We start from the raw sequence: 345 nt of genomic DNA, 5'->3' as shown, positions 1-345 counted from the left end.
CGTGGTGATGGCTTCGTGCTCGATGACTTGACGCAGGTACTCGGGGTCGCGGTGGCCGCCAGGACGCGCCATGACCAAGCGAGCGCCGGTTTGCAGGGGCCAGAGGAATTCCCACACCGAGACATCGAAGCTGAACGGGGTCTTTTGCAGGACCACATCAGTGCTGTTCAGGCCGTAGGCATCCTGCATCCACAACAGGCGGTTGACCACGCCGGCGTGCTCGTTCATGACGCCTTTGGGCATGCCCGTGGAGCCGGAGGTGTAGATGACGTAGGCCAGGTGGCTCGGGGTCAGGCCGGCGACCAGAGGGTTGACCGACGGGTGATCCGCCCAGTCAAACTGATC

General features: G+C 63.5%; 1 protein-coding gene. It reads right to left on the bottom strand.

Annotation, left to right across the window (positions count from 1 at the left end; all coding sequences use genetic code 11):
* Positions 1-345, bottom strand: a 345-nt coding sequence (locus FS665_RS23180) for an AMP-binding protein (RefSeq protein ID WP_145193660.1), incomplete at both ends; no start/stop codon positions are given.

The sequence above is a fragment of the Pseudomonas sp. URMO17WK12:I11 genome (genome assembly GCF_007677725.1).
GTDB lineage: Bacteria > Pseudomonadota > Gammaproteobacteria > Pseudomonadales > Pseudomonadaceae > Aquipseudomonas.
The sequence above is the reverse complement of the archived record's forward strand: the minus strand, read 5'-3'. Positions and strand labels throughout refer to the sequence as shown.